This is a genomic window from Vibrio sp. HA2012, from assembly GCF_002812955.1.
In the GTDB taxonomy this organism is placed as follows: Bacteria; Pseudomonadota; Gammaproteobacteria; order Enterobacterales; family Vibrionaceae; genus Vibrio.
The window spans coordinates 131,797-152,860 of the sequence record NZ_PFXK01000005.1 but is presented as its reverse complement, the minus strand read 5'-3'; the positions used below and the strand labels follow the sequence as shown (position 1 = coordinate 152,860).

The 21,064-nt window shown below is 45.8% G+C and carries 21 protein-coding genes; all 21 read left to right on the top strand.

Annotation, left to right across the window (positions count from 1 at the left end; genetic code table 11):
• The first annotated feature begins 166 nt into the window (after positions 1-166).
• The gene (gene radA / locus CSW98_RS11090) at positions 167-1,546 is read left to right on the top strand and encodes a DNA repair protein RadA (protein ID WP_100800542.1); all 1,380 of its coding nucleotides are present in this window, start codon (positions 167-169) and stop codon (positions 1,544-1,546) included.
• Positions 1,547-1,754: 208 nt separating this feature from the next.
• The gene (fusA, locus tag CSW98_RS11085; protein ID WP_100800541.1) at positions 1,755-3,842 is read left to right on the top strand and encodes an elongation factor G; all 2,088 of its coding nucleotides are present in this window, start codon (positions 1,755-1,757) and stop codon (positions 3,840-3,842) included.
• Between the two features lie 704 nt (positions 3,843-4,546).
• Complete coding sequence (locus CSW98_RS11080; protein ID WP_100800540.1) at positions 4,547-4,756, top strand: Flp family type IVb pilin; 210 nt, start codon at positions 4,547-4,549, stop codon at positions 4,754-4,756.
• Between the two features lie 204 nt (positions 4,757-4,960).
• Entirely contained in the window at positions 4,961-5,794 is an 834-nt protein-coding gene (gene cpaB, locus CSW98_RS11075) for a Flp pilus assembly protein CpaB (protein WP_100800539.1), read from the top strand.
• Between the two features lie 53 nt (positions 5,795-5,847).
• Positions 5,848-7,197 (top strand): type II and III secretion system protein family protein, encoded by a 1,350-nt coding sequence (locus CSW98_RS11070; RefSeq protein WP_100800538.1) that lies wholly within the window; start codon positions 5,848-5,850, stop codon positions 7,195-7,197.
• Positions 7,194-7,742, top strand: coding sequence for a hypothetical protein (locus tag CSW98_RS11065; protein WP_100800537.1), 549 nt, complete (start codon positions 7,194-7,196; stop codon positions 7,740-7,742). Before CSW98_RS11070 ends, CSW98_RS11065 begins: the two co-directional genes overlap by 4 nt.
• A 16-nt stretch (positions 7,743-7,758) precedes the next feature.
• Positions 7,759-8,988: a CpaE/TadZ family protein gene (locus tag CSW98_RS11060; protein WP_100800536.1), complete on the top strand. Its 1,230-nt coding sequence runs from the start codon at positions 7,759-7,761 to the stop codon at positions 8,986-8,988.
• 6 nt (positions 8,989-8,994) lie between these two features.
• On the top strand, positions 8,995-10,278 hold the full coding sequence (locus CSW98_RS11055; protein WP_100800535.1) for a TadA family conjugal transfer-associated ATPase: 1,284 nt from the start codon (positions 8,995-8,997) through the stop codon (positions 10,276-10,278).
• On the top strand, positions 10,275-11,192 hold the full coding sequence (locus tag CSW98_RS11050) for a type II secretion system F family protein (RefSeq protein ID WP_100800534.1): 918 nt from the start codon (positions 10,275-10,277) through the stop codon (positions 11,190-11,192). Before CSW98_RS11055 ends, CSW98_RS11050 begins: the two co-directional genes overlap by 4 nt.
• The gene (locus CSW98_RS11045) at positions 11,192-12,100 is read left to right on the top strand and encodes a type II secretion system F family protein (RefSeq protein WP_100800533.1); all 909 of its coding nucleotides are present in this window, start codon (positions 11,192-11,194) and stop codon (positions 12,098-12,100) included. Before CSW98_RS11050 ends, CSW98_RS11045 begins: the two co-directional genes overlap by 1 nt.
• Before the next feature lie 5 nt (positions 12,101-12,105).
• Positions 12,106-12,945 carry a tetratricopeptide repeat protein gene (locus CSW98_RS11040; RefSeq protein ID WP_100800532.1) on the top strand — a complete coding sequence of 280 codons (840 nt, stop codon included), beginning with the start codon at positions 12,106-12,108 and terminating at the stop codon, positions 12,943-12,945.
• The gene (locus CSW98_RS11035) at positions 12,932-13,432 is read left to right on the top strand and encodes a TadE/TadG family type IV pilus assembly protein (protein WP_100800531.1); all 501 of its coding nucleotides are present in this window, start codon (positions 12,932-12,934) and stop codon (positions 13,430-13,432) included. Before CSW98_RS11040 ends, CSW98_RS11035 begins: the two co-directional genes overlap by 14 nt.
• Positions 13,422-13,970: a tight adherence pilus pseudopilin TadF gene (gene tadF, locus CSW98_RS11030; RefSeq protein WP_232733515.1), complete on the top strand. Its 549-nt coding sequence runs from the start codon at positions 13,422-13,424 to the stop codon at positions 13,968-13,970. The genes CSW98_RS11035 and tadF overlap by 11 nt, the downstream gene beginning before the upstream one ends.
• Before the next feature lie 2 nt (positions 13,971-13,972).
• Complete coding sequence (locus CSW98_RS11025; protein WP_232733514.1) at positions 13,973-15,325, top strand: TadE/TadG family type IV pilus assembly protein; 1,353 nt, start codon at positions 13,973-13,975, stop codon at positions 15,323-15,325.
• The gene (locus tag CSW98_RS11020) at positions 15,325-15,984 is read left to right on the top strand and encodes an OmpA family protein (RefSeq protein WP_100800528.1); all 660 of its coding nucleotides are present in this window, start codon (positions 15,325-15,327) and stop codon (positions 15,982-15,984) included. The genes CSW98_RS11025 and CSW98_RS11020 overlap by 1 nt, the downstream gene beginning before the upstream one ends.
• 474 nt (positions 15,985-16,458) lie before the next feature.
• Complete coding sequence (locus tag CSW98_RS11015; protein WP_100800527.1) at positions 16,459-16,665, top strand: Flp family type IVb pilin; 207 nt, start codon at positions 16,459-16,461, stop codon at positions 16,663-16,665.
• A gap of 37 nt (positions 16,666-16,702) precedes the next feature.
• Complete coding sequence (locus CSW98_RS11010; RefSeq protein WP_157810384.1) at positions 16,703-17,119, top strand: prepilin peptidase; 417 nt, start codon at positions 16,703-16,705, stop codon at positions 17,117-17,119.
• A 10-nt stretch (positions 17,120-17,129) separates the two neighbouring features.
• Entirely contained in the window at positions 17,130-17,930 is an 801-nt protein-coding gene (cpaB, locus tag CSW98_RS11005) for a Flp pilus assembly protein CpaB (RefSeq protein ID WP_100800525.1), read from the top strand.
• A 19-nt stretch (positions 17,931-17,949) separates the two neighbouring features.
• Entirely contained in the window at positions 17,950-19,317 is a 1,368-nt protein-coding gene (locus CSW98_RS11000; protein WP_100800524.1) for a type II and III secretion system protein family protein, read from the top strand.
• Positions 19,314-19,814, top strand: a complete 501-nt coding sequence (locus CSW98_RS10995) for a hypothetical protein (RefSeq protein WP_100800523.1) — start codon at positions 19,314-19,316, stop codon at positions 19,812-19,814. The genes CSW98_RS11000 and CSW98_RS10995 overlap by 4 nt, the downstream gene beginning before the upstream one ends.
• Complete coding sequence (locus tag CSW98_RS10990; protein WP_100800522.1) at positions 19,815-21,050, top strand: CpaE/TadZ family protein; 1,236 nt, start codon at positions 19,815-19,817, stop codon at positions 21,048-21,050.
• Positions 21,051-21,064: the final 14 nt, after the last annotated feature.

Sequence of the window (21,064 nt, the reverse complement as noted above, 5' to 3'; positions counted from 1 at the left end):
CAGTGTGCCCTTGTTATACGTATCGACAGTAAGACGCAAAAGTTGAGCTTTTATTCTTACCCTTAATGATAAAAGATACAATAGACCAGAATGACGACATTGTGCATATTGTGCACATGCTGACGTAACGGCGGAAACTTAACCGGTAAAAAGTGATTGAGAGCACATGGCTAAAGTAAAACGAGCATACGTATGTAATGATTGCGGGGCAGACTTCCCTCGCTGGCAGGGACAGTGTAATGCATGCGGCGCATGGAATACGATTACAGAGGTACGATTGGCCGCTTCGCCTCAGGCAGCACGTAATGAACGTCTGAGCGGTTATGCCGGTGCTGCCGGTGAGTCCGTCGTGCAGACACTGGCAGAGATCAATCTGCAGGAAGTTCCCCGTTTTACCAGTGGCTTTAAAGAGTTGGATCGTGTATTGGGGGGGGGCGTGGTTCCCGGTGCTGCTATCCTGATAGGGGGGAACCCGGGGGCGGGTAAGTCTACCCTTTTATTACAAACCATGTGCTGGCTATCTTCTCAGATGCCGACCCTGTATGTGACGGGAGAAGAATCCTTACAACAGGTTGCGTTACGGGCTTCGCGTCTGGGGTTACCGAAAGAACATCTGAAAATGCTGTCAGAAACCAATGTCGATAAGATCTGTCAGGTGGCAGAGAAAGAACAGCCAAGGATCATGGTCATTGACTCCATTCAGGTGATGCACGTGGCGGATGTTCAGTCTTCTCCGGGTAGCGTGGCACAGGTGAGGGAATCGGCTACGGCGCTGACGCGTTACGCTAAACAAAATAACGTTGCCGTCTTTATTGTTGGGCATGTAACCAAAGACGGTACGCTGGCCGGGCCTAAGGTTCTGGAACATATTATCGACTGTTCCGTGCTGCTGGACGGCGGAAACGACAGCCGTTTCCGTACCTTGCGCAGTAATAAAAACCGTTTTGGTGCGGTGAATGAACTGGGGGTTTTTGCCATGACCGGGCAGGGATTACGGGAGGTCAGTAATCCCTCGGCGATTTTCCTTTCCCGTGGTGAAGAGGAAACTTCCGGCAGCTCGGTGATGGTTGTCTGGGAAGGCACCCGGCCATTGCTGGTAGAAATACAGGCGCTGGTGGACTACTCCCAATTGGCGAATCCCCGCAGGGTGACCGTGGGTCTGGAGCAGAACCGGCTTTCTCTGCTGCTGGCGGTATTGCATAAACACGGTGGTTTACAGATGTCTGATCAGGATGTGTTTGTTAATGTTGTCGGTGGGGTGAAAGTCACTGAAACCAGCGCTGATCTGGCTTTAATTATGGCGCTGTTATCCAGTTTTCGTGACAGGGCGTTACCGAAAGATGTGGTGATCTTTGGTGAAGTGGGGCTGGCTGGAGAAATTCGTCCGGTTCCTAGTGGTCAGGAACGTCTGATGGAGGCGTTTAAGCACGGTTTTAAAAAGGCGATTGTTCCGGCTGCGAATATGCCCAAAGGTGGTATTGACGGCATGCAGATCCATGGAGTGAAGAAGCTGTCCGAAGCGATAGAAGCTTTTGATGAACTGTAATTATGTTCTTTATTTCAGGATTTTTGTGCCCACGCATCACACTCGTCAGTGCCTTCGCAGGGATGACGATGTACTATATTTTTAAGGCTGGATGATAGACAGATCGCGGCGTAAATTTTTTTTTATTCATCTGCACGCAAGGGTATCAGTCTCAGTAGATTATGATATACTCTGCGCGCAATTTATACCTTATTAACAGAGTAAGACAATGACTGACTTATCAAAATACAGAAACATTGGTATTTTTGCTCACGTAGACGCGGGTAAAACTACTTCTACAGAGCGTATCCTTAAGCTAACTGGTAAGATCCACCGTACTGGTGAGGTACACGACGGCGCTGCAACTACTGACTTCATGGAGCAGGAAGCTGAACGTGGTATCACAATCCAGTCTGCGGCAACTACCTGTTTCTGGAAAGACCACCGCCTGAACATCATCGATACTCCGGGACACGTGGACTTCACTGTTGAAGTTTACCGTTCTCTGAAAGTTCTTGATGGTGGTGTTGGTGTATTCTGTGGTTCTGGTGGTGTTGAACCTCAGTCAGAAACTAACTGGCGTTATGCAAACGATTCAGAAGTTGCTCGTTTGATCTTCGTAAACAAACTGGACCGTATGGGTGCAGATTTCTACCGTGTAGTAGACCAGGTGAAGAACGTTCTGGGTGCAAACCCACTGGTTATGACTCTTCCTATCGGTATTGAAGACGATTTCAAAGGCGTTATCGACGTACTGAATCAAAAAGCACTGATCTGGGATGAATCAGGTCTGCCAGAAAATTACACCATCGAAGAAATCCCTGCTGAATACGCAGAGAAAGCGGCTGAATACCGTGAAATGATGATCGAAACTGCGGTTGAGCAGGACGATGAACTGATGATGGCTTACATGGATGGTGAAGAACCATCAATTGAAGACATCAAGCGTTGTATCCGTAAAGGTACTCGTGATCTGGCCTTCTTCCCGACTTTCTGTGGTTCTGCGTTCAAAAACAAAGGTATGCAGCCAATGCTTGACGGCGTGGTAGATTACCTGCCATCACCAACAGAAGTTGATCCTCAGGATCTGACTGACCCTGAAACAGGTGAAGCAACTGGCGAAGTAGCTACTGTATCTGCTGATGAGCCGCTACGTGCGCTTGCGTTCAAGATCATGGACGACCGTTTCGGTGCTCTGACTTTCATCCGTATCTACTCTGGTGTGATGAAGAAAGGCGACACAATCCTTAACTCTGCAACAGGCAAAACTGAACGTATCGGCCGTATGGTTGAAATGCACGCTAACGAGCGTAACGAAATCAACTCTGCACAAGCTGGTGATATCATCGCTGTTGTTGGTATGAAGAACGTTCAGACTGGTCATACTCTGTGTGATCCTAAGCATGAATGTACTCTTGAACCAATGATCTTCCCTACTCCGGTAATCGAAATCGCTGTTAAGCCTAAAGATAAAGGTTCAACAGAGAAAATGGGTATCGCGATTGGTAAGATGGTTGCAGAAGACCCATCATTCCAGGTTGAGACTGATGAAGATTCAGGCGAAACCATCCTGAAAGGTATGGGTGAACTTCACCTGGATATCAAAGTCGATATCCTGAAGCGTACTTATGGCGTTGAACTGGAAGTGGGTAAACCACAGGTTGCTTACCGTGAAACTATCACTCAGGCAATCGAAGACAGCTATACGCACAAGAAGCAGTCTGGTGGTTCTGGTCAGTTCGGTAAGATCGATTACCGTATCAAACCAGGCGAAGTAGGCAGCGGCTTTAAGTTCACTTCATCCGTTGTTGGTGGTAACGTACCGAAAGAATTCTGGCCTGCAGTTGAAAAAGGCTTTGCTGGAATGATGGATCAGGGCGTGCTGGCTGGCTTCCCTGTACTGGACGTTGAAGTAGAACTGTTTGACGGTGGCTTCCACGCAGTGGACTCCTCTGCAATTGCGTTTGAAATTGCAGCAAAAGGTGCATTCCGTCAGTCTATGCCTAAAGCAGGTGCACAACTTCTTGAGCCTATCATGAAGGTTGATGTATTTACTCCTGATGATCACGTTGGTGACGTAATCGGTGACCTTAACCGTCGCCGTGGTATGATCAAAGATCAGGAAGCTGGTGTTACTGGTGTTCGCATTAAAGCAGACGTTCCTCTGTCTGAAATGTTCGGTTATATCGGTCACCTGCGTACTATGACTTCTGGTCGTGGTCAGTTCTCTATGGAATTCAGCCACTACTCACCATGTCCACAAAACGTGGCAGAAACGGTTATCGCAGAAGTAAAAGCGGCAAGAGAAGCGAAATAATCTGTCATTACTGACGTTATTGTCGTCTTCGCTGCTGCGAAACGTATCCAAGCCCCGCCAGTCTGTTGCGGGGCTTTTTATATCACCAATCCCTTCTTTTTCTGCCTGAGGTTTGTATTAAAACACACCATTTTATCGCTTTATGGTCTTCTGAGCAGGATAACCCGACCTTTTCCCTGTTTGAACCGCAGCTGATGTAATCGATTTTACTTTAATATATTGATATAACAATAACTTATAATGTATCTTATCACTAAGAAAAAATGAGCTGAAAACGATATTTTTATCTATTATATCTTGATCTGTAACAGTGCACATATGTCTTATAAGTGAGAATTTTAATTCTATCTTATTGATAAATAAAAGCCTGTATTTATTTTTTTGAACATGGTTCTAATCATAAAAAGCTCTTATTGATAATAATATAAAAAAGAACTTTAATTAAATGGCTGTTTAGAAACAGTATATTCATACCTCTTAAATTTTATATTTGTATTTAATAATCATTATCATAACCAATTATTGATTAAATTATTAATACAAACATTAACTTATGTAAAAAGGTAGGAATAAAGTTTGATATCGAGCCAAAAAACGTTGCTGTTAATAATTTTATAAACTAGCCTTTTGGTAAGGGCGGGTTTATTTGAATTCATTCACTGCAAATAGGCTCATTTCCTTAATCAGATACACCGGAGCGTATTATGTTTACTTCTATCTATGTAAAAATGCAGCTTGCACTTCAGACATTCACCCAGGACCAACGGGGCGTTACCTCTATTGAATATGCAGTTATTGGCGTGGCTATTGCTGCCTTGGTTGCCGCTGTATTTGGTGGTGAAACAAATGTACTGAAAACAGCGCTAACTTCTGCAATAACAGCTATTTCAACTACAATTAGTGGGCTTAATTAAAGTCTGATGATAAATTAGAATTATTATTCTATGAGTAAAATATAATCTTTTTTATATGTTCATGGGATTTTATCTGGGTCGATGAATATGTTTTATTTCCATGTTCATCGACATGTTATCGTCAAAATATTTAAACTGCATAGTGATATTGTTTATATATGTAGTTGTCTGATTATTTAATCTTTCTGATAGTGAGGTGACACTATGAACCTCAGAATATTAGTGCCTGTTGCTCTTATTGCGGTCGGTGCCGGCCTGTATGGCCTGTCAGGACGCATATTAACATCGAACATCCCTTCAACTGACGAGCCTCAGAGTGAAGTGTCTTCCGGGGTGGAAATAAAAACCGTGCGGATCTGGACGGTTAATCAGGATCTTCTTCCCGGACAGCTTGTTACTGCTGAACTGCTTGACGCACAAATGGTGCCTTATGATGAAGCCCGCTTGCACGGCATGACTGAAAATGAAGAAGGGACTATTCCTGATATCACTCTTCCTGTCGTTGAGGGCATGGTTTCCGGTGAGACACTTACCGCCGGGCAATGGGTAACCAAGACCCATTTTGTAACGCCTAAGCAGGAGCGCTATATCGAGCTGACCATCTCAGAAGATATGGTGCCGTATGCTATTAAGGTGGATCCCGACACCATTGTCGGCGGGGTAATCACCCATGGTAGTTATGTCGATATTATCGCACTTTCTTCCCTTACTCAGAATCTGGCTACAGATACCAAGGTAAAAGATTTTCAGAATATTTCCATTTCTCCGGTATTGATGGCTGTTCGGGTACTTAAGGTGCAGAAAGAAGAGAAACCGGCGACCAAGGTCTCTCCTGCTACCGTGGAAGTCAGTCTGATCCTGGAGCTATCGCGCAGGCAGATCGCCAGACTGGTGATTGCGAAAAAAATAGCGCTGCTGGAAGTACATAAATCCATCGGCCAGAAGCAGGCTGAGCAGTTGCAGGCGAATTCCGGGGATGTTCTGCCTACCTATCGGGCGATAAAAGAATTCAGGGCGGGCAGTGCTTCAGTTAAATAGATTACCGCAGCTTTGGTAACCCCATTACAGTAATCAAATAAAGGTAAAGTGGTATGGATACTCATGTTTATATTCGTTCACTTGTTTCGCTACTCCGCGGGGGCATCCTTGCTCTGCTATTGTGTATTTTCCCCGTCTCCGCAGCGCGTATTGTGAATCTGTCAGAAGGTGATGCTCAGACGATTCAGGCTTCGGCAGAAATTGGCTCTGTATTTATTTCCAACCCGGAAGTGGCTGATTATCAGGTCATCGAAAAAGATAAGGTAGTATTTTTCGGTAAGAAAATCGGTAATGCTTCTCTGCTGATTTTTGATGAAGAAGGCAACACGCTGGTTTCCCGGAAACTGATCGTCAATAAAAGCTTTGTGCCGGTTCAGCAGCAGATCCAACTGCGTTTTCCTGATGCGGATATCGATATCTATAACCTGGGCGATCAGGCTGTTCTGACCGGTTCGGTTGCGACAGAGCAGGAGAAAGAGGATATCTATAATCTGGTTGGTGAATTACTGGGCAAAGAAGCAGAAGTCACAACGATTGAATGGGATCTGGGTGATGAAGACTATGAGATGGATTTCATGCGCCGCTATAAGTTTAAAGGGTTGGTAAACAATATCGAGGTCAGTACCACCAAACAGGTTAATGTGAAGCTTTCTATTGCTGAAGTGACCCACTCTTTTCTGGAAGAGTTTGGTATCCAGCTGGGATCCGCCAGTGCGTCCAGCGGTGTATTTGTCGACTATATCAATAATTTTAGTGCAGACGATATTATCTCTGTTATCACCGCTATTGGTGATGACAATGTGGGCCAGGTGCTTGCTGAACCCAATCTGTCGGTAATATCCGGTGAGACCGCGAGTTTCCTTGCCGGTGGGGAAATTCCGGTCGTCACCGTTATCGATGGTGGTACTAACATTTATTACCGCGAATACGGTGTGCGTCTGGAACTAATGGCTAAGGTGCTGCGTGATGACAAAATCAAGCTGTCACTGATGCCCGAGGTCAGTGCGCTGGATAACACCTACAGCAGCGAAAGTTATGATTTACCGGCGCTGAAAACCCGGCGGGCCAGAACAACGGTAGAGCTGGGTGACGGCCAGAGCTTTATTCTGGGCGGTTTGCTGAGTACCGAAGACAGAGAGTCGCTGCAACGCATTCCCTTTATCGGTGATATCCCTATCTTAGGCGCACTGTTCCGGCATACGGCAACAGAAAGAACCAAAACCGAGCTGATTATTGTAGCCACTGTGAATCTGGTTCAGCCTCTGCGTCCGTCTCAGGTACAACTGCCGACGATGGAAAAAACACCAACCCTGCGTCGTTTCTTCGCTCTGGATGGTACATACGACAAAGCCGAAGGTATGTGGGCTCATCAGATTCTGGCCAGCGGAGGGTTTAAACAATGAGACATTTATTCACAGTATCCGTGCTACTCGGAATATCTGCGTCCCTGACCGGGTGTGTTGATCATATTGCGGAAAGGCAAGGGGCTGAAATTCAACTGGTGCCGGTGACTTACTCTATCGGTATCAGTATTAAACAGGGTCAGGAAGAGAAGGCACGTCAGGAGCTGGATACCTATGTACAGAGCCACTGGAATAAGGTGACGACCCAGAATGTACGTATGCTCTGGTATACCGGTAAGGGCAAAACTCTGGCGGATAACTATTACCGGTATTTGCTGGGGCTGGGGATAGATAAAACGAAACTTCACCTGCAGGAAGCTCCGCAGGGGATGGAGCTGGTACCATTTGATATGCAGCTTCAGACAGTGGTACATCGTGCGGTTGTTGAAGTATGTGACTATGAAAAGATCGGGAATTACGGGATGTCTGCACAGGGCTGCTATACCGATAGTGCCCGCTGGCAGTCCATGGTTGCTCCTGAAAAGATGCTGAGTCCGGCAGAGAGAATAGCGGATCCGGTTTCTGTACCTCAGGAACAGCCGTAGCAGGGGAGGGTAAGGTATGTTTGATCTGGTAGATATCCTGAAAAAAAGTGACAGCCAGCATAGCGAAGCACAAAAAGAGATTACTTCTGTACTCTTTTATCAGACAGAAAAGTGTCAGTCTCTGGTGAAAGAAGCCTATCGTTTCGAAGGATTGGTTCCTCCGGCTTTGCTGATTAATTCCGATGAACAGATAAAAGAACATGTGCGTAATGAGCACATTGAGATTGTGATTATTGAGCTGAATGAAAGCAGAGATATCAGCCGGGATGCTGAACGTATCAGCCATTTATTACCGAACGATGCTTCTGTGATTGTCATCGGCTGCGAAGATGCAATTTCTACTATTCGTAACCTGAAACAGATGGGCTTTTACTATCTGTTTTGGCCCATTACCAAGCATGAGCTGATTGAGTTTGTGATCAGCGTGCATGATAACCGCCACAGCCATAAGGGATTAGGCAAAAAGCGTAAGGCGAAGCAGATCAGCGTGCTGGGCTGTAAAGGTGGGGTTGGCACAACCTTCCTGTGTAGTGAGATCGGTTATCTGCTGGCGGAGAAGAAAAATTCGTCATGCGTTGTTGTCGATAACGATTATCACGGCGGTAATCTGGATATCATGCTGGGGATGGAAAAGTTCGAAAAACGTCTGATAAGAGCCGGGTCGTTTTCCACAACTCTGGATCCTACCTCCGCGCAAAGTATGCTGAATAAACATACCAAGCTGCTTTCTGTTTTGTCTCTGACGCCGACAGCCGGAATGGGGAATGCGGATGTTAAAGAGTACACCAAAACAGTGGCTTCTCAGGTGGCGGAGAATGTGAACTTTATCGTCGAGGACTTATCAGCTATCGCTCAGCAGGGATTTGATCACAAAGAGCTGGTGGAACTGTCCGATTGCCTGATCCTGGTTTTTTCTCCAACGGTTTCGGCACTCAGGGAAGCGGCACGGATCAAACAGCGCATGATGGAAGATAAGGAAAATGTGCCCTGCCGTATGTACATGGTGATGAACTGTGTAGTTCCTGACTCTGCTGCAACGGTCAGTCTGGAAGAAGCTGAGAAGTACCTGCATCAGCCGGTTGACATTGTCATCCCGTATATCAAAAAACTTGATGCAATGATTCTGGATAATAAGCGGATCAGCCAGTCCGGAGGCAAGCCGGAAAAAGCGCTTTATCGACTTGTATCATTAATTGTGGGAGAGGAAACGAAGAAAGGTCTCCGTCTTCCGTTTATGCACAGGTAGGTCGTTATGAGTGAAACCAAGGAACTCTATAAGACGCTCAGAAGGCAAATTTTTGATGCGCTCGATCCTGAAGCGATCCAGAGACTGGATGATGAACAACTGGGGTTACAACTGTCCAAAGCGGTAGAGATGCTGGTGGACAGAGAATCACTGCCGGTTCCTCTTGTATTGCGCAATGAATTTGTTAAAAGTCTGGTGGATGAACTGCATGGTCTGGGGCCAATCCAGCCTTTGATGGAAGATGAGTCGGTTACCGATATTATGGTGAATGGCTGCAATAATGTGTATATCGAACGTAACGGGCTGGTGGAAAAATCCGAAGTTACTTTTGTTGATGAAGCTCAGGTGATGGATATTGCTAAGCGGATTGCTGGCCGGATCGGTCGCCGGGTAGATGATTCTCAGCCTCTGTGTGATGCCCGTCTGGCTGACGGTAGTCGGGTGAATATCGTGATCCCGCCTATCGCTATTGATGGTACTTCTATTTCTATCCGTAAGTTTAAAAAACAGGCGATTGATGTCCCTAAGCTGATCAGTTACGGCACCATGAGTGATGAAATGGCGCAACTGCTGATGATTGCTTCCCGCTGTCGGTTAAACATCCTGATTTCCGGAGGAACCGGTTCAGGGAAAACCACCATGCTGAATGCGCTTTCTCAGTATATTTCCGATAAGGAACGGATTGTCACTATTGAAGATGCAGCGGAACTCAGGTTGCTGCAACCACATGTGGTGCGTCTTGAAACCCGTACGGCCGGTATCGAGAATACGGGAGCTATTAAGCAGCGCGATCTGGTGATCAACGCTCTGCGGATGCGCCCGGACAGAATTATCGTCGGGGAGTGTCGTGGTCCGGAAGCATTCGAGATGTTGCAGGCAATGAATACAGGTCATGATGGATCTATGTCGACTTTGCACGCCAATACGCCGCGTGATGCGCTGGCTCGGGTTGAGTCTATGGTTATGATGGCCACCAATAACCTGCCGCTGGATGCGATCAGAAGAACGATTGTCAGTGCGATTGATCTGGTCATTCAGATCAGTCGTCTGCATGATGGCAGCCGTAAAATCATGAGCATTACTGAAGTGGTTGGTCTGGAAGGCTCCAGCGTGGTAATGGAAGAAATTTTCCGCTTTAAACCGGGTCAAGTGACACCGGATTCAGACCGGATAGAAGGCAACTTCATTACTGCCGGACTGATGAAACGGTCAGTGCTGGTGGAAAAAGCCCGGTTCTTCGGCCTGTCGGAGCAGCTTGATTCGCTGTTTCAGGCTAGGGGGTACATATGATTTATCTCGTATTGGTCGGTGCTGGTATTCTTCTGCTTCTGATTGGTCTCTTCAGCGGCAGGAAAAAACACAATTATCTGGAAGCCTACAACAAAACGGTTCGGGTCTATTCGCTGGCGAATGATGATCAGGCTGTTGACTTCAGTACTCTGACCGAGCGGACGTTCCGGCAGAGGATGGCGGATAAGCGGCATAATCTGAGCAAACAGCTGGGTAAATATGCCTTTCTTAAACTGGTTAGCTTTATTGCGCTACTGATCTTTGTCGGAGGTGAAATCAATTATCGTTTTATCCGGGGTAATGAATATCTGGTGGTGGCGATTATTGTCGCTATTGGTATTTATCTGGGGCATAACTGGCTGCAAAAACGGGAACAGCAACGGTTTGAGGAAGCCTTTCCCGATGCACTGAATATTCTGACCAGTGCGGTTTCTGCCGGTGAAAGTATTATGCATGCCATTATGTATGTGGGAAAAACTCTGGACGGAGATGTTGGTGCTGAATTTAAAGTAATGGGTGATAGGCTGCAAATGGGGGATACCCCGGATGAAGTGTTTAAAAAATCCTGTCAGCGTTTTCCTTATCCCTCATTTCACTTCTTTGTGATCACGCTGAGGGCCAATATGCATCGCGGCGGACAACTGAAAGAGGTCATGACCCGGCTTAACCGGCTGATGTTTAATGCCCGGGCGATAGACAAGAAAAAATATGCCCTGACCTCCGAAGCTCGGATGTCGGCCAAGATCGTAGCTTCCATTCCTTTTATTTTTCTGATCATGATGCAGTACATCAGTCCGGAGAACTATGAGTTTGTTATGACCAACGATGCAGGCAAGCCCATTCTGTATTATCTGTTAATCAGTGAGTTTATTGGTATCAGCATTGTCTGGGGACTGATGAAGGGGGTGAGGTAATGGATAAGCTCCTATTCTGGCTGGGTCAAAGCCATATCCAGTTGATACTGGCGATCTGGTTTGTGGTGGTTGGACTCTCCAGCTTTGTGTATGTCGGTTATGAGCAGTTCAGGCGGAGCCGTCGGCTGAGACGTTTCGGACTGAGTGAAAAGGCGACCAGTAAGGCGTCGGATGTGCAGACTGCCGAAGAGGTCACTAAGTATGTCACCAACCTGTTTGCTGCTTCGCATAAGGATGTGGCGGAGAAATTTATTGCTGCCGGATTTTATAATACCCGCTTTGCTCATCTCTACTTGTCAGGTAAGTACTTACTTCTTCTTATTGGTGGAGCCTTGATCGCGACAGCAGGAATCTACCTTGGTATGACGACAGTACAACTTGCCGTTGCTGTTGTCGGCTGGGCTATTGTGACCATTATCGTTCCGGATGCCTATCTGGATATGCGCACCAAATCGTTGCAGAAGAAACTGTCTAATCAGCTTCCTTATCTACTGGATCTGATGGGGGTCTGTGTTCAGACGGGGATGACGATTGAAGCAGCGATGAGCTATCTGTCGCAGGAAATGGCCGGGTTTGACCGGGATCTGGCGTATATGCTGAAACGCACCAATGATCGTGCCCATATTGTCGGGCTGGAACAGGCACTGGAAGAACTGTACAAACGGGTACCGACAACGGAGATCCGCAGCTTTGTGATGACACTGAATCAGAGCCTGCAGTACGGCTCCTCTATTTATACTGTTCTGACAACGCTGGCAGTGGATATCCGTGAAGTGCAGATGCTTAATCTGGAAGAGAAGATCGGTAAGCTGTCGGCAAAAATGTCGGTGCCACTGATCCTGTTTATTATGATCCCGATTGTTATTCTAATCACAGCACCGGGTGTCATGCGAATGATGGGGGGCTAGGCGTTATGGGCAGAATATTTGTTGTATTGCTGGTTCTTCTGTGGCTGTCCGGATGTGCTTCTGATGGTTCATCTGTACAGACGCAGGCGGAGCAGATGAGTGCTGAATCGAGAGAGCAGGTTCTGCGGAGTACCGACAGCAGGGAACAACTGATCACGTTTTATAAACAGCAGTTAAAAGAGCGGCCTTCAACACAGCTGCGCATTAAGCTGATTAAAGCCTATCTTGAATCCGGGGATACCGAATCAGCCGCTTTTCATCTTGCCGAAGTGGATATGGATGAGCAATACGCGGCAGAGATTGTCTTCCTGAAAGCTCAGGTGGCTTACTTGTCTGCAGACTATACTCTGGCTTATCAGTATGCGCAGACGGCACTATCACTCAGCTCGTCTTATCCGGAGGCTGAAAACCTGATGGGGCTGATTCAGGCGGAACGGGGGAAACTGAGTTCCGCAAGGGCACATTTCCTGGCCGCCCGCAGGGACTATTACGATGATGCGATTATTAAGAACAACTTAGCAGTACTGGATCTGATAGAAGAGAACTATGCTGCTGCAGTACAGAAGCTGCAACCTTTGTATGTTAAGTCGGAAGGTGACAGACAGGTGACGTCAAACCTGCTGATAGCATATTCCAAACTCGGGAAATATCAGGCTGTCAGAGAGATACTGAAAGAGCAGCATTATCCGGAAGAGCAGATCCAGAGCATTTTTCTGAAACTGAGAGGGATGAGCAGCACTGGCAGTCATGGTGCTTCTGAAGAGATAAGTGCAGATAGTGAAGAGACTTCAGCAGCACTCTTACAGGTGAAGGTAGAAAGAGGTCCTGAGTATGAAAGCCATTAAGCGGACATTCGGACGGGCATGGCAAAAAGGGGTCGCTTCCATCGAATTTGCACTGGGTTTCTTTGCTTTCTGGTTGCTTATCGCGGCGTGGGCGGAGATGAGCTACATCTCTTATGTGACGGCTATCGGCGATCTTGCCATTTCAGAAGCGTCCCGTTCCGCGAAGAAAGGGACGGATAAGTACCAGGAAGCGTTTGAGAATGTGTTGGTGGACAGTAATCATTTTTGGAGCAAGTTTGTGGATACGGACGGTTTTGTTGCCACGGTTCGCTATGTTAAAGACCTGTCAGCTCTGCAGTCGGTAACCGGGGTTTGTCAGAGTCCGTCGGGTGTCTGTGATGGTCCGGAAACTGATAAGGCTCTGGCTATCTACTACATCAGCTACGATTACAACAGTATTTTTGGTTATTTTGTACAGAATAGCTCTGTTTTTGCCCGTGAAATTATAGTGGTGCAGGAATATGAAAGAGACAAATTTGAGATCTAGGCAAAAGGGTGCATTTGCGATTGAATTTGCAGTTGTGGGCTTACTGCTGGGGGTACTGCTTGCCTTTGCTCAGGATGCGATTATTAAAATCTCGATGAAGGGCAAGCTGGATCGGCTCTCATACTCTGCGGTCAGTATTGTTAAAGAGCGAACCCAGTTATATAGCAATGAAGATCAGATGACGGATGGAGATGTAGATCTGGTCTATACCGCTGTGAGTGACTCTTTAAGCCGGACGACAGGGACATTTGAAGCTTCTCGTTTTGGTATGCATCTGGAAGAGCAGACTTATGATGATTCGATTGACGATACAACGGTTAATGCGAATACGCTGCAGATTTTTGACCGGGGACAAACATGCACGGTTAGCCCGACGCTTAGCCAAAAAGAGAATGCATTAAGAATTACCACTACGCTCGGGTATAACAGCCCTCTGTACCGGGTTACTCTCTGTTATGAGACAGATAATCTGGTGATGGGATTGCTGGATAACGGGTTTACCACAGTCAGTTCCACCTCGGTGGCACTGGGGAGGTAATGATGAACAGAATCTGCAGGGGGCAATTTTCTGGCTACCGGCACAGACAAACAGGCCATGCGGCAATTATTTTTGTCATTATGGCTCCGGTACTGTTCAGCCTGTTTAGTATGGCTATTGATGGAGCCAGAATTATGCAGAATGAAGCCCGTCTGGACGATGCGCTGGAGATAGCCAGTCTGGCGGTGGCGGCAGAAAACAATTCTAATGAGGCTGGTTCAGAAGGCTGGCAACGGAACCGGGATATAGCAACGGCTTATATTACTGATTATATGCAGGATATGACCCAAATAGCAGCATTAAGTATCTCCAAATCTGAGTGTGAAGACATTCAGGAATGTCTTGATGGGATAGATGCGGGGGATCCGCGTTTTTTCCAGTTTAAGGTGGATGCGACAACAGAACATAAAACCATTTTTAAAGATGATGATACCTTTGGTGACAGCTATAACGTCCAGTCGGATGGTCGTTCCAGAAAATATCAGAATCACCCGATTGATATTGTGTTTATCTCTGATTTCTCCGATACCATGAACGATTCCTGGTCGGGAGGAACGCAGGCTAAGTACTTGGATTTGGTTGATATTATTGAAGATGTTACGGATTATGTCGCTCAGTATAACGGTCTGAAAAATCTGGATGACAGTACGGTGGCTTATGTTGGTTTTAACTCGGTTACCCAGTCTTTGGAGAGCCTTGAAAATGTGAGCGGGTATGAAGCCGGCTGGTATACCCCATACTGGGTTGATGAAGTGGGAACGATTGCCCATATGTGTCAGTACAACCAGTATATCAATGACAGCGCTACAGATACGGTGAGTAATATCTTTGTGGAAAAAACGGACTGTGATGACAAAGATATCTGGCTGAATGAAGCGGATAAGCTGTTTTTTGATCCTAATGGCGCTTATTTCTATGATTTGGAACCGACCACTGATTTTGCTGTTTTTAATAGTGAAGTTGCATCATTTTACCCTGACTGGGGAACGTCGTCATATGAAGGACTGATCCGTGGGGCTCAGATGGCGGATAAAGGGGATAATCCGAGAAGGTTGCTGATAATTTTGTCTGACGGGCTGGATAATTATCCGGATATTACCACTTCACTGGTTAATGCCGGCATGTGCAGCACGATCACCGATACGCTGGATAGCCGAATAACCACTAAAGATTATGAAGTTACCTCAAAAATTGTATTGATAGGTTTTGATTATGATATTTCGACCAATCAGGCTCTGCTGAATTGTGTCGGAACCGATAATGCCTACCAGGCACAAAACAGCGATGAAATATTATCGATCATTCTGCAGTTAATTACAGAAGAAATCGGGCATTTAACAGAGGCGGGAATCTAATGAAAGCAAGAAACTTACTATACGGAATTATGGTATTAGTGGCATCGACAGCCGGGTTATCTGTTTCTGCCGCTGAGAGCAATGACGATATAAACCGGGCACTGCACTATTATTGCGCCAAGAAGGATGTCGCATTTGAAGAAAGCATCGTTATTGGCGGGGCTACTCAGGTCAATTTGAACAGCGGCCCATTTTATTTAATCTCTTCTCCGAGTGCTTATCAGGCCACGATTGAACTGGTGGTTCAGGAAATGATCCGTGCCGGTATCAGTAGTGAGTGTGCGGAATATCTGCTGTCTAAAGGGCAGATGCAGGGATATAAACAGGGTGATATTCTGGCCAGAGTTTTTTTTGATTTTGATCGCGCTCATTTGACGGCAGATGCCCGTTATATACTGCAATCGCTGACGGAAAAATTACAGCGGCAGGCAGTCAATCTTATTTTAGAAGGCCATACCGACAGTATTGGCACAGAAAACTATAATATGGCACTGGGATTAAGGCGTTCTGAATCGGTAAAAACATATTTAATTAATAAGGGTATTGACCCGCAGACATTAACTACAATGTCTAAAGGAGAAAGTCAGCCGGTTGCTGATAACAAAACAAAAGAAGGTCGCAGACAAAACCGGCGGGTAGAAATGATATCGTCAAAATAGTGCCAGCGATCACAAATAAGGGGGTAACACCCCTTATTTTTTTCGGTGTATTAAAAATATAAGTACCGTCTTAACAATAAGACATATTGTGGTATTAACGATGGGTTTGTGATCTGACTCGTAATTGATGATTCGATAACTGTCTGTTTTATTTGGATAATTGCAATCGGTTTCAAAAAAGTAGAGGGATTTTTATGTTAGCATTAACAACAAGATATATTGATTTGTTTGTTATTTGAATATGCGAAATTGTGCTGATTAGAGTAAAATATCCAATGTTTTTAAATTGTTAAATTATGTTTATAAATTGTTTTTTGTCATGGGATTTAAATAAAACCGACATCAAAGTTGTAATACCAATTCTTGGCAACAAAAAAATCTATGTTATGCTCCGCTCCGATTCTGACACAGCATATTTACTGCTTTGTCAGAAAAGGGAAAATTAAATATAACTTTTTATAGATGGAGTAAAAAATGCTTCTTTCAACTTACGTTAAGGCTAAAATTGCGCTGGAAAATTTCAAAAAGGATCAGCGTGGTGTCACTGCAATTGAATACGCTATTATCGGTGTAGCGATTGCCGGTATTGTGGGTGTTGCTTTCTCAAGTGATGGTGATTTGTATAAGAACCTTTCTCAAGCTTTCACTACAATTGCTGGCAAGCTACCAAGTGCATCTTAATAGTTAGCATTGTTATTGTTTGATTATCGAGGTTAGTTTGCTGTTATTTATTCTGATATCAATATTGCTTCTGGTGATTTCTTATCAGGACGTCAGATACCGGTTAATAGCCAATAAGCTGGTTATCGGTGTTCTGGGATGTGTTGCCACATTTTGTTATATAAACGATTCCCTCGGTAATTTTACTTATTGGATATGGTTATGCCCGTTAGCATTTGCTCTCTGGTATATCCATATGTGGGGAGCCGGGGATGCGAAGTTGTTAATTGCCCTGCTTCCTGCAGTGAGTTCTGATTATCTGGCAGAGATTTTTATACTAATTGGGTTATCCGGAGGCGTCACTGCATTAATGACGTATCTGATAGCAAAATATAAAAAAACAGAATTTATTACTGTGCCTTATGGGGTTCCAATTAGTGTCAGTTGTTGGTTAGGAATTTTAGCCTCTCTCTAATGAGGTGACTATGAATTTAAAAATTTTGCTCCCTATTGCGGTGATTGCAATGGGGGCTGGCTTATATGGATTATCCGGCAGTTTAGATACTCAGGAGAATTCGCCGGCAGTCACAGAAGCTGCGCCGAAACAGTTACGGATTTGGTTAACCAATACCGCTCTTCAGCCGGGTCAGGTTGTAACGTCCCGGGAACTGGAAACCAGGCTGGTACCTGAAGCCGAAGCGAATAAACATGGTCTGGTGAGTGATACCAGTATTCAGTTTGTTAAAGGTATGGTTGCCGGTCTGGCGCTGGAGTCCGGACAGTGGGTCACTAACAGTGATTTTGTGACGCCTGATAAACCGGAATATATTGAACTGACAACGGCAAAAGGCATGGTGCCTTATGCGATAAAAGTAGAACCAGAAACCATGATCGGAGGTGTTATTGGTCAGGGGAGTCTGGTTGATATCGTGGCGCTGTCTTCGACGGATCAGAATCTGGCCAATGAAAATACGGTAAGAGGCTATCAGTCGGTATCTGTCTCTCCGGTTTTAATGGCCGTAAAAGTGCTTCAGGTTCAGAAACATACCCCGACAGAGATTGAAAAAGCGACATCAAAAACAGTCAGTAACGATGTCACTATGGTTCTGGAACTGAGCCGGAAACAGTTGGCTAAGCTGGTCGTGGCAAGAAAAATTGCCCAGTTGGAAGTACATAAATCCGTTGGCTCCGCAGAAGCTGAACAGCTGCATGCAAATGCCGGGGATGTGCTGCCAAGCTATCAGGCAATTAAAGAATTTCGCGCTGGCGAAACCAGTATAAGATAACAATAAAAAGGAAAATGGTATGGATGCGCAACCTAAACTGGGTCGGATACCTTTATCTTTAAAAACAGTGGCTTTACACATTATCCTCTCTTTTTCTCTGCTTCTGGCTGCTCCTCTGGCTCTGGCAGCGAAAATTGTTAATTTGTCTGAAGGCGATGCACAGACGATCAGTGTTGAACCAGAGATTGGCTCTGTGTTTATCTCTAATCCGGATATCGCTGACTATCAGGTCGTAGAAAAACATAAGGTTGTATTTTTCGGTAAGAAAATCGGCAGTACATCTCTGCTGATCTTTGATGAAGACGGAAAAACACTGGTGTCCCGGAAGCTGGTCGTCAATAAAAGTCTGGTGCACATTCAGCAACAGATACAGATGCGTTTCCCGAATGTGGATGTAGAAATCTACAATCTGGGCGATCAGGCGGTACTGAGCGGTACGGTAGCGACCGATCAGGAGCGGGAAGATATCTATAATCTGGCCGGTGAACTACTGGGTAAAGAGGCGGAAATCAGCACCATAGAATGGGATCTGGGTGAAGAAAACTATGAGATGGACTTTATGCGCCGCTATAAGTTCAAAGGTCTGGTTAATAATATTGAAGTCGTTGCCACCAAGCAGGTGAACGTCAAGCTTTCTATTGCAGAAGTTACGCATTCGTTTCTGGAAGAATTCGGTATCAATCTGGGCAGCTCAGGCTATTCCAACGGCATCTTTGTCGATCAACTAACTAGCTTCAGTGCGGAAGATATTGTGTCTGTGATTACGGCGATCGGTAACGATAATGTCGGGCAGGTGCTGGCAGAACCCAACCTTTCTGTGATCTCCGGCGAAACAGCCAGTTTTCTGGCGGGTGGTGAAATTCCGGTTGTGACCATTATTGATGGCGGCACCAATGTGCTGTACCGCGAGTACGGGGTTCGTCTGGAACTGATGGCAAAGGTATTGCGGGATGACAAAATCAAGTTGTCTCTGATGCCGGAAGTCAGTGCACTGGATAATACCTACAGCAGTGACAGCTATGATCTGCCGGCGCTGAAAACCCGCCGGGCGCGGACTACTGTGGAGCTGGGTGATGGACAGAGTTTTATTCTCGGTGGTTTGCTCAGTACAGAAGATCGGGAGTCTTTGCAGCGTATCCCGTATATCGGTGATATTCCTATCCTCGGAGCGCTGTTCCGCCATACAGAAACGACCCGGACAAAAACTGAGCTGATTATTGTGGCAACCGTCAATCTGGTTCAGCCGGTTCATCCGTCTCAGGTGCAGTTACCTACGATGGAAAAAACACCCAACCTGCGTCGTTTCTTTGCACTTAAAGGTTCTTATCAGAAGGCAGAAGGAATATGGGCGAATAAGGTTCTGGCAACCGGAGGGTTTAAACAATGAGACAGATCATTACTGCTATCATCTTCGTGGCTCTGCTAAGTGGTTGTGCTGAACACATTGCAGAGCGTAAGGGGGCAGAAATTCAGATCGTCCCTGTCGCTTACACTCTGGGTATCAGTATCAAAAATGGTAAGCAGGATAAGGCTCGTGAGCAACTGGACAAGTATACGAAAAGCCATTGGGACAAAGTGACTACCCAAATGGTTAATCTGACCTGGTATACACCGGCAGGCAAAAAACTGGCGGATTCTTATTACCGCTACTTACTTGGACAAGGGCTGGACGAGAATAAACTGGCGGTGAAAGAAGCCGTTGCCGGAGCGGATGAGAAGCCGTTCGATATGAAATTCGAAACCATTGTTAATCGTGCTGTGGTCGAAGTGTGTGCTTATGAAAAAGTCGGTAATTTCGGCCGTAATCAGGAAGGCTGTTATTCCGATGGTGCCCGCTGGCAGTCTATGGTGAATCCGGAAAAAATGCTCAGGGATGGTAAGTAAGTGTTTGACTTAGTCGATATCCTTAAAAAAGGTTCCGGTGAAGCGGAACCTGAACAGCAGCAGGAAATCACATCGGTTCTTTTTTTCCAGACGGAAACGTGCCGTTCTCTGGTCAAAGAAGCCTATCGTTTTGAAGGACTGGTAACACCGGTTCTGCTGCAGAACAGCGATGAACAGATCAAAGACCATGTCCGGCATGAAAATATTGAGATCGTGATCATTGAGCTGAATGAAAGTCAGGACGTTACAACGGATGCCGAAAGAATCGGCCATCTGCTGCCGAATGATGCTTCGGTTATTGTTATTGGCAGTGAAGATGCGATCTCTACGATTCGTAACCTTAAACAGATGGGATTTTATTATCTGTTCTGGCCGATCACCAAACATGAACTGATTGAATTCGTTATCAGCGTACATGAAAACCGTCACCGTAACCGGGGACTGGGGCAGCGTCGTAAAGCCAAAAATATTAGCGTGTTAGGGTGTAAAGGTGGTGTGGGAACAACTATGCTCAGTACCGAAATTGCCCATCTGCTTTCTGAAAATAAACGTTCATCCTGTCTGCTGGTTGACCATGATTATCTGGGCGGCAATATCGACATTATGCTGGGTATGACTCAGTTTGAAAAACGGGATGTCCGGCCGGGATCATTTTCATCCGCTCTTGATAACAGTTCTGCCCAGAGTCTGATTACCAAACATACCAAAATGTTGTCTGTGCTGTCTCTTACCTCTCAGGGAATGGGATGCAGTGATATTAAAGAATATACCCGAGCTGTCGTTGAACAGGTGGCCGGGGATGTAAACTTTATTATTGATGATATGTCCTCCGTTGTCCGGCAGACCGTTAACCAGGAAGAAATTACCCTGGCCTCCGACTGCATTATTCTGATTTTTCCGCCGACAGTTTCCGGTTTGAGGGAAGCCGCCCGGATCCGGCAGCAGCTTGCAGGTATAAAAAACCCGGAGACACCGTTGCGTCTGTTTACTGTGATGAACTACACCATCCCTCAGAATGCGGCTACGGTAACCCTTCAGGAAGCAGAAAAATATTTGCATCAAAAAATTGATGTTGTGATTCCTTATGTGAAAAAACTAGATGCTATGATTCTGAACAACAACAGGATCAGTCAGCAAAAGGGTAAAGCCTCTAAGGCGTTACAGCGTCTGGCTTCTCTGATTGTTGGTGAAGATGAGGAAAAAGAAGCGAGTTTTCGCCTTTTTTCACGTAAGTAGTGACAATGACAGGT

Excerpts from the sequence above, each read along its gene's own strand:
- CSW98_RS11020 (WP_100800528.1), top strand. The coding sequence starts at position 15,325 with ATGAAAGCAAGAAACTTACTATACGGAATTATGGTATTAGTGGCATCG.
- CSW98_RS11015 (WP_100800527.1), top strand. The coding sequence starts at position 16,459 with ATGCTTCTTTCAACTTACGTTAAGGCTAAAATTGCGCTGGAAAATTTC.
- CSW98_RS11025 (WP_232733514.1), top strand. The coding sequence starts at position 13,973 with ATGAACAGAATCTGCAGGGGGCAATTTTCTGGCTACCGGCACAGACAA.
- CSW98_RS11060 (WP_100800536.1), top strand. The coding sequence starts at position 7,759 with ATGTTTGATCTGGTAGATATCCTGAAAAAAAGTGACAGCCAGCATAGC.
- CSW98_RS11040 (WP_100800532.1), top strand. The coding sequence starts at position 12,106 with ATGGGCAGAATATTTGTTGTATTGCTGGTTCTTCTGTGGCTGTCCGGA.
- cpaB (WP_100800525.1), top strand. The coding sequence starts at position 17,130 with ATGAATTTAAAAATTTTGCTCCCTATTGCGGTGATTGCAATGGGGGCT.
- CSW98_RS11070 (WP_100800538.1), top strand. The coding sequence starts at position 5,848 with ATGGATACTCATGTTTATATTCGTTCACTTGTTTCGCTACTCCGCGGG.
- CSW98_RS11035 (WP_100800531.1), top strand. The coding sequence starts at position 12,932 with ATGAAAGCCATTAAGCGGACATTCGGACGGGCATGGCAAAAAGGGGTC.
- cpaB (WP_100800539.1), top strand. The coding sequence starts at position 4,961 with ATGAACCTCAGAATATTAGTGCCTGTTGCTCTTATTGCGGTCGGTGCC.
- CSW98_RS11000 (WP_100800524.1), top strand. The coding sequence starts at position 17,950 with ATGGATGCGCAACCTAAACTGGGTCGGATACCTTTATCTTTAAAAACA.
- radA (WP_100800542.1), top strand. The coding sequence starts at position 167 with ATGGCTAAAGTAAAACGAGCATACGTATGTAATGATTGCGGGGCAGAC.
- CSW98_RS10995 (WP_100800523.1), top strand. The coding sequence starts at position 19,314 with ATGAGACAGATCATTACTGCTATCATCTTCGTGGCTCTGCTAAGTGGT.
- CSW98_RS11080 (WP_100800540.1), top strand. The coding sequence starts at position 4,547 with ATGTTTACTTCTATCTATGTAAAAATGCAGCTTGCACTTCAGACATTC.
- CSW98_RS11055 (WP_100800535.1), top strand. The coding sequence starts at position 8,995 with ATGAGTGAAACCAAGGAACTCTATAAGACGCTCAGAAGGCAAATTTTT.
- fusA (WP_100800541.1), top strand. The coding sequence starts at position 1,755 with ATGACTGACTTATCAAAATACAGAAACATTGGTATTTTTGCTCACGTA.
- CSW98_RS11050 (WP_100800534.1), top strand. The coding sequence starts at position 10,275 with ATGATTTATCTCGTATTGGTCGGTGCTGGTATTCTTCTGCTTCTGATT.
- CSW98_RS11065 (WP_100800537.1), top strand. The coding sequence starts at position 7,194 with ATGAGACATTTATTCACAGTATCCGTGCTACTCGGAATATCTGCGTCC.
- CSW98_RS11045 (WP_100800533.1), top strand. The coding sequence starts at position 11,192 with ATGGATAAGCTCCTATTCTGGCTGGGTCAAAGCCATATCCAGTTGATA.